7 protein-coding genes are annotated in these 7,609 nt (G+C 55.3%); 3 read left to right on the forward strand and 4 right to left on the reverse strand.

Translation table 11 applies throughout. From position 1 onward, the window contains the following. Window positions 1–950: 950 nt before the first annotated feature. Together xerC and AM629_RS20105 are read right to left on the reverse strand one after the other, a co-directional pair. Window positions 951–1,952, reverse strand: a complete 1,002-nt coding sequence (gene xerC, locus AM629_RS20100; RefSeq protein WP_054481470.1) for a site-specific tyrosine recombinase XerC — start codon at window positions 1,950–1,952, stop codon at window positions 951–953. Window positions 1,953–2,697: 745 nt separating this feature from the next. Continuing rightward, the gene (locus AM629_RS20105) at window positions 2,698–5,610 is read right to left on the reverse strand and encodes a CHC2 zinc finger domain-containing protein (RefSeq protein ID WP_054481463.1); all 2,913 of its coding nucleotides are present in this window, start codon (window positions 5,608–5,610) and stop codon (window positions 2,698–2,700) included. A gap of 100 nt (window positions 5,611–5,710) precedes the next feature. On the opposite strand from AM629_RS20105, the gene AM629_RS20110 reads away from it, so the two are divergent. From AM629_RS20110 to AM629_RS20120, 3 genes are all read left to right on the forward strand, one after another. Then, complete coding sequence (locus tag AM629_RS20110) at window positions 5,711–6,103, forward strand: helix-turn-helix domain-containing protein (protein ID WP_021327089.1); 393 nt, start codon at window positions 5,711–5,713, stop codon at window positions 6,101–6,103. Between the two features lie 79 nt (window positions 6,104–6,182). Then, complete coding sequence (locus AM629_RS20115) at window positions 6,183–6,503, forward strand: SymE family type I addiction module toxin (protein WP_054481465.1); 321 nt, start codon at window positions 6,183–6,185, stop codon at window positions 6,501–6,503. 14 nt (window positions 6,504–6,517) lie between these two features. Beyond that, window positions 6,518–6,715 (forward strand): DUF7706 family protein, encoded by a 198-nt coding sequence (locus tag AM629_RS20120; protein WP_054481467.1) that lies wholly within the window; start codon window positions 6,518–6,520, stop codon window positions 6,713–6,715. Between the two features lie 48 nt (window positions 6,716–6,763). Here the strand turns inward: AM629_RS20120 and AM629_RS20125 are convergent, their stop codons facing one another. After that, window positions 6,764–7,156 carry an immunity 50 family protein gene (locus AM629_RS20125; protein WP_054481468.1) on the reverse strand — a complete coding sequence of 131 codons (393 nt, stop codon included), beginning with the start codon at window positions 7,154–7,156 and terminating at the stop codon, window positions 6,764–6,766. Between the two features lie 9 nt (window positions 7,157–7,165). Beyond that, a partial coding sequence (locus AM629_RS20130; RefSeq protein WP_268794987.1) for an HNH/endonuclease VII fold putative polymorphic toxin occupies window positions 7,166–7,609 on the reverse strand: 444 nt, incomplete at its 5' end.

Here is a 7,609-nt window from a genome sequence, read left to right on the forward strand (position 1 = left end):
CCCCCTGCTAATCCAATCGGGTCTTAGGCACTATCCCGACGCCATCATACAGTTGAGCGGACCTTTCCCCCTGATTTAGCAGCCTTTTTCTTCGCCACTGTTTCCCACCCTGTTAAAGAACATATCAACTCGCCCCGACGGGCACTTTCCCGATGTTAGCGCATTTTTTCCCCGACGTCAGCGCCAGGTTTCGGCCCGCTTTGCCTGCCAGAACCGGGTTTTATCAAGAACCCGTGGCGGCGGTGCAGCTTGTCTGCGCCGCTGACGCGGGTTGGCCGGGTGCGGGCGGGCCAGGCCCGCAGGTAACGCTTTTTAACAGGGAAGCCCCCCTGGGGGCTGCACGGGGCGGAGATGGCGAGCACGGGGACGAGCAACGGAGCGCAGCGCAGTGCGAGCCGCGCGCAGCCAGTGCAGCAGGGGCGGGGCGGGGGTAATTAACGGCGGAGGCCGCAGGCCGACTGGCTTACCGGTCTGTGGCTGTTGACCTTAACAGGCTGGCGGGCGGGTTTTAGGGCCGATGTTATCACCGGAGCCGCCAGGGACGGCGGCGACTGCGGCGGTGGGATTTTGCACTGCGGCTGACAGCGGAAGGCGTCCGCCTTGCGCGCCACGGGGGCTAAGAAGCTCAACCCGGCGGCCAGCCGCGCACCGGGGCTGAGGTAACCGCGCAGCGCCCTTCGGTGGGCGGCGCCGACATAATGTTTGTTAAGCGCGGCGGGCCGTTCAGGCCCATTGCGCTTAATGCCACATTATGTTGAATGGCGGCTGACCGGCAACACATGTAACAGAGGACACCGGGGTTCAGTGCCGGGCGGCCGTCATTTACCGCCGGCACTCAGAAGGTGGGCAGGCAGTCTGTGCGCAGGGACGCGCGCAGTCTGCCTTTCACTGCACCCCACACGCTCACAGGGAAGCGGCTAACCGTCGAACTGTCCAACCGCACTCAGGTTTCAGGCCGGCTTTGGGTTGTCCGGCTGGTCCCTTTCCGCCTGCTTATCGTCTGGCGTTGCCTGCTTTGACTGCCGTTCTGCCGGGTGGGTCTGCTCATGCACTTCCTTTAAGTGACCGATAGCCACCCGGGTATAGATTTGGGTGGTTTCCAGCTTCTCATGCCCCAGTATCGCCTGGATATGCCGGGTGTCCGCGCCATTCTCTAACATCTGGGTTGCCATGGAGTGGCGAAACAGATGGCAGGCCCCCGGTTTAGTCAGTTGCGCCTGTTTACGGATGCTGTCAGCGGCTATCCAGGTTAACGTGCCCTTTGCCAGTCCCCGGCCTTTCCTGGTGATAAACAGGTGACCACTGTCGCCCCGCCGCGTTAACTCGGGCCGGACACTGAGCCAGCGGCTTAACCAGTGCAGCGCCTGCCCGCCGATGGGCACCACCCTATCTTTACGGCCTTTGCCCTGTCTGACCAGCACCACGCCGCGCCCGAAGTCCACCTCGCTTAACAGCAGGTTGGCTATTTCCATCCGCCGGATACCGGTACTCCACAGTACTTCAAGGATAGCGCGGTTTCTCAGCCCGGTTGGGGTGTTGATATCCGTTGCGGCTAAGACCGTGTGGGTTTCGTCTTCATTCATTACCTGTGCCGGCAGCCGTTTTTCTTCCTTCGGCAACACCAGACTGTCCACCGGGTTATACAGGATATGGTGACGTTGCAGCAGCCAGCGGAACCACTGACGTAAGACACTCAGGCGGTCCCGCTGACTGCCCGGGGTGTAGGGCTGGCCGTCCGCTTTACGGTGGCTTCTCAGCCAGCGCTGGTAACTTTCCAGCAACGGCAGGCTGACCTGTGGTGCGGTCATGACTCCGCGGGCTTCGCACCAGCTGACGAACGGCAACAGCCGTTCTGCATAGGCTTCCTGAGTCCGTTCGCTTAAGCCCTGTCCCTGCACGGCTTCCAGCCAGGCGGCCAGATGCTGGCGTAGGGTGGCGAAGCGGGTGGGTATCGTGGCGTCAGCCTGATTCAGCGTTTCCGTGACAGCGGCGCGCTTTTTTCTGGCCGGCAGGGCCAGCGTGTCTGCCGGGCTGGTCGGGATAGCGTGCTGTTGCTGCAACCAGTCGAACCACTGGCGTAAGGCGCGCAGGCGCAGGCGCTGACTGGCCGGCGTATAGGGCTGCCCGTTGGCCTTACGATACTGAGCAAGATAATGTTGCCAGTTTTCCAGTAACGGCCCGGTCACCTGAGTTGCGGACAGGATACCCTGTTCCTCGCACCAGCTGACGAACGGCATCAGTCGTTCATGACTGGCGGTCTGACTCTTTTGACTCAGCCCCTGCAACAGCAGGTTATCCAGATACGCCGCAAGATGCTGGCGCAGGGTCAGCCCGAGGGGTGCCGATTGATGTTTAGCAGATAATGACATGATGTAATTTCCTGTAGGGAATATAGCGTGTTGTTGTTATCGGTAAAAATCACTACGGTACGATGACTTGATTTTTATATTGCCGGAACAGTCCTTTTCTGTCTGCCCAGACTTGCGAGTCATTCAGCCCTGTGCTACTGCGGCTTGCCGCCGGTTTTGGCGAACCAGACTTGACCCCGACTTGGGGCAGACTTGACCCTGACTTGCCTTCATTTGAGCCAGACTTGCACCCGTCATATTCACACTTTCCTTGCTGGCTTTCGGGTTCGTTGATGAAGGGGCAGTACGGTACGACGGCCTGATTTTTAGGGGGCCGGAACAGTCCTTTTCAGGCTGTCCCGACTTGCGAACCGTTCAGCCCTTTGTCACTGCGGCTTGCCGCCGGTTTTGGCGACCCAGACTTGGCCCTGACTTGGGGCAGACTTGACCCCGACTTGCCTTCATCCGGGCCAGACTTGCACGAGTCATATACACTATTGGCAGCCTGATTTTCCGGTTCAATCAGACCGCACAGGTGAGCCTCCTCCGCTTTATCGCCATTCCAGAGCAGTTCATATTGCAACAGATGGCCGCGACTGCCGCCGTGTGTCAGCAGGTATTCCATGTCACTCAGGCGCTGACAGTGGAGCTTAAGCTGGCTGTCACTCCAGTGGGTATAACTGCGGATATCCCGGCGGGTAAAGCGGATATCTTTCACCGGGCGTTGTTGCTCTGCCATGCTCTCTTTCACCATTTGCTGTATCAGCAGCAACAGTTTCCGGGTCTGGGGCGGCATTTCGTCCAGCGTGCGGCCTAATATCTCGTGGGCCAGCTGGTTTGCTAAGCGAATATCGTCTTTGGTCACCTCGATATATTCAAGCCGTTTGCCCCGGTGTTCCGCGGTCTTCACCTCGCGCTGGTGCTGATGCAGCAGGGCGATACTTTGTATCAGCGTGAGATATTTCATGTGGTCGCGCCGGGTGCGGGTTTTATCGCTCATGAACGTTAACTGTGAGGCATAAGGGTTAACCACATTGAGCGGGCGCAACAGCCGCTGGGCGTTTTGATGCAGTTCGGTGATATACGCCTTTTCATTCTCGGCCAGTAAGCCTTCGAGGGTTTGTTTATGGCGCTGCAAGGCGTGGATAGCTTCGGTCTGCTCCCGCGATTCGTTTACCGTCAGCACCAGACAGCGGTTTAACAGCTCTTCATCGACATCTATTGCGGTGGTGGTGAGCATCAGCATCACCGGCCCTTTCACCGTGTACTGTTTGGTGACCAGATTCCCGCTGGCATCGTCTTTACCGGTGCTGGCAATGGTCAGTTCGCCGTCGCTTTGCAACAGTTTGAGCGCATAGGCGGCCTGCCTGACGCCTTCCTCTTCGGCAATGGCTAAGATTTTATGCTGGAGATTGGTTTCCCCCAGATAGAACAGACTCTGGCCGGTCATGGCGCTGTATTGCAGCCGTTCCTCTTCCGGTATCAGATTGAGGACCGCATCCATTAAGCTGCTTTTCCCTGCCGCCGAACTGCTTTGTATCAGCACGGCCAGCGGACGGTCCAGCTTGCGACTGACGGCGGCTAAGTAACCGGCCAGCAGGTTAGTGGATTCGCCCACCACGCCACAGGCGGCTAAATCAGCGGTGATGCGCTCACTCAGTTTCGGGTCTTGCAGCAGCGCCAGCGCCGCGGCCCGCTGGTCCTCGCTCAGTTCGGGAACCGGTGGGGTTTCGGTTTGTTCACTGACGCCGGCCTGTTGACACTGTTCCAGTACCAGCAACACCTGCCCCAGCGCCCGGCGCAGGTCACCTTCGGCCAGTCCCAGTTCGGTGGCGGCCAGCCGCGCATACCCGCCCCGGCTGCGGGCGCTCATCATGTCCACGCTGTCGGCGAACATCACGCCGCTGTCAGTATCAACGACCTGAACATTCACTTTCACCGCCGCCGCCCCGGCTTTCACCTGTGACAGGCCCCGGATACCCCACTGTTGTGTGCCCAGCGTCAGGGATATCTCGCCGTTAGCGCCGGTTTCCCAGACCACATTCGGCATCGACGGCAACGCCGCTATACCGGCGGCTAATGTGCTGACTGTTTCCGGCACCGGAACCGGCTGATGTTCAGCCAGTGCGGCCCGCTCTGTTGCGGTGGTGGCCTGTACCTCTGCCGCTTCCTGCATCGGCACGGCACTGTCCAGCAACAACCCGAAGGCCCGTTCCGGCTCAGCGACCTGACACAGATAGCCGTTGGCATCCATGCCCTCGGGGAACACCACCCGGAACACGGTGATACCGACGGCGGTGAGTTCTGCGGCCAGTTTTACCGCCGCTTCATTGCCTGCCGGATCATTGTCGTAGGCGATCAAGACCTGCTTAACGCCATGCCGCCGAAACGCCTGCCGCATCTCATCGGTGAAGCCGTTCACCCCATAGGCGGCGGTGACATGGCGGTGACCGGCCACCCAGAACGACAGAGCGTCGATCAGGGATTCACAGAGAATGACCGCCCCTGAACTGATCAGCGCCGGCTCATTCCATATCCCGCCATGTGCGCCGGGAAGGTACAGATGCAGCGGCGTTCCTTTACGTAAACGGTCGGTGATTTTGCGCCCGTATATCTCACGGATCTGGCCGTTCGGGTCGATAACCGGTATGACCAGCGAACCGGTAAAGTGCTCGTGCCCGCTGTCGCGCATCAGCCCCACGGTCCGAAGACGGGCGCGGATCTGTGCGCCGGCCTGCACCGCCTTGATGGGCAGGCGATAGGCTAACGTGCGGTTGGCAAAGCCCAGTTTAAACTGAGCGACTAATTCCGGGTGGTTGAGCCGCCGTTTTTCCAGATAATCCAGGGCTTCGGGGGCATTCAGCAGCGTATGATGGTAGAACCCGACGACCCGACTGAGCAGCGCCTGCCGTCCGGCGTCATCATCGGCCAGCATGGCGGGTTCATCCGGTTTCACCAGCGGCGCCACCGAGGGGTTATCTCCCAGTATCCCGCGCAACTGTTCCACGGCCCGGCGCAGACTTAAGCCTTTGGTTTTCATTACCCAGTCGAGCACGGAGCCGCCGGCATCACAGCCAAAACAGTGATAAAGATTTTTTGCCGGTGAGATAACCATTGACGGGGTTTTCTCCTCATGGAACGGGCACAGCAGTACATAATCTTTGCCGCGTTTAAAGAGCTGTCGCCCCTGTTGCTCCACCACGGCGACTAAGGAGACGGCGGCTTTCAGGTGCTGTAATTCGGCTTCCGGGATGCGGGCCATATCGTTAATCCTTTAAAAAATACGTCAAGGTCTATATTGACCTATTTTAAACAGGACATTAGAATACTTTCAAGAATTAATTTTCAGGAGGGGATTTAGCATGTGGAACAAACAACTAACTTGGCTATGTTTGTCCATGACTGATTTTGGTAAAAACCTCTCATCTATTCGTAAATCAAGGCAGTTAACACAACTGAAACTGGCGGACCTGTTGGATATTCAGCCCCGCATGGTAGGGCGCTGGGAACAGGGGAAAGCCAAGCCTCAGTTTGATTACATCATCAAGCTGGCGCAGATATTAGAGGTCAGTATTGACCATCTGTTACTGGGTGATAAAGGCAGTGCCGCCCCGGAGTTTGATATCAAAAACAAGCGGCTAAAAGAGTTGTGTAAACAGGCCGATGCATTGAAGCCGGAAGATCAGGAAGTGATTTGTCATTTTCTGGATATGGCTATCACACAAGACAAGATAAAGCAGGTGATAAAGCGATAATCTGTTGATATTTAGCGCGGGGATAACGGGCTGGCACCCGTTACCGCCGCTTACCACAGCAACTATAGGAGTAGTGACTATGGCTAAGGTGCATTCTAAGGCAGAAGCGGCGATAAATAAAGCCGTGAAAACAGAACGTTATTACACGGTGGGCTATGTGCCGAACGGAAACAGGGTTAGCAACGCCACCCCGGCGATACATCTTAAGGGGCAGTGGCTGAGACAGGCGGGATTTAATACTGGCGGCCAGATTACGGTGAAGGTGATGGACGGTTGTCTGGTGCTGATCCCTGACAGTGAAGCCACGCAACAACAACATCAACAGTACCAGCGGCAACAGGCCCAACTGCAAGAGATCAAGCAGCAGATGCAGGCGCTGATAACCGGTTTTGCGGGTTAAAGGGAGAGCATGAGATGACAATAGCCATTGAACATTTGCAGGACATTCAGTTAACTCATATTGAAGCGCTGGCCTTAGCTCAACTGGTTAAGCGGCTGTGTTGGTCTGAGATACGGGCCTGTGCGGTGAATGACGAAGAAGCGTATCAGATTAAGGATGCGATTTCTAAGCTTCAATCCGCTCTGGCTTACCGTGGGTATGCGCCACGGTAGATCACAAGAAGGCCGGAAGATCTCAAAGGATCTTTCCGGCTATTTATATTATTCAGTCCATCGTACATCCCAATGCGGTGTAATATCCTCTATTACCATTGTTCTGGCAGAACAATGGAGGTAAAAGTCATTATTTTTTATTGTAATTTCTGTTTTTTCCCTCGTTGATTCAATAATGGGGGCACATTCAAATGCAACTCCTCCCCCATGAATTTCCAATACAGAAACATCAATACATGTCAATGTGATCATAAAACAATTAAACTTTTTCCTCTTCCATTTCTCTGGAATAACTTCTGGTATATTTCTGCTACAGAAAAAAAGTTTTAATCTAGATGTGTCATAATATAAAAATTGTTCAAATTCAACATGTTCCATTGATAGCTCATTATTAAACATGAACTTAATTTTTTCTTTAAAAATAGCATGATCAAACCACATTTACTTGCCTCAAGGAAAATTATAATGTTCTGGTAATCCATCGACACTTTTGTTTCTAAATCCATCTCCAGACGCAGGATTATATTCTCTAGGATTAAAATGAGGCCCCTGATTTCCAGGAGTCCCAGGTGGGCCATATATATGCCCTGCTGAATGTTCCTGTATTACTATTTTGGAGCCATCTGGACGAGTAAAATGATATTCTCTTGACGAAAGAGGATTGTGATTAGCATCCATTATTTGACGATCACTTCTATCAGTCAACGGAACTTTTTTAGTGGCATTAGGGTGCTGATTCATTGGTATTCCCGCATCTCTTTTTGCTGCTCTAAGCGCTGCCTTTCTGGAATTAAATTGGGCATTACACCCAGCAAGACCCAGCGGATCAATCCACGACACCGGATTCGGCACGTACGCATACAGGTTCAGACCCCCTGCTAATCCAATCGGGTC

Origin of the sequence: Photorhabdus heterorhabditis, from assembly GCF_001280945.1 — a bacterium.
In the GTDB taxonomy this organism is placed as follows: domain Bacteria; phylum Pseudomonadota; class Gammaproteobacteria; order Enterobacterales; family Enterobacteriaceae; genus Photorhabdus; species Photorhabdus heterorhabditis.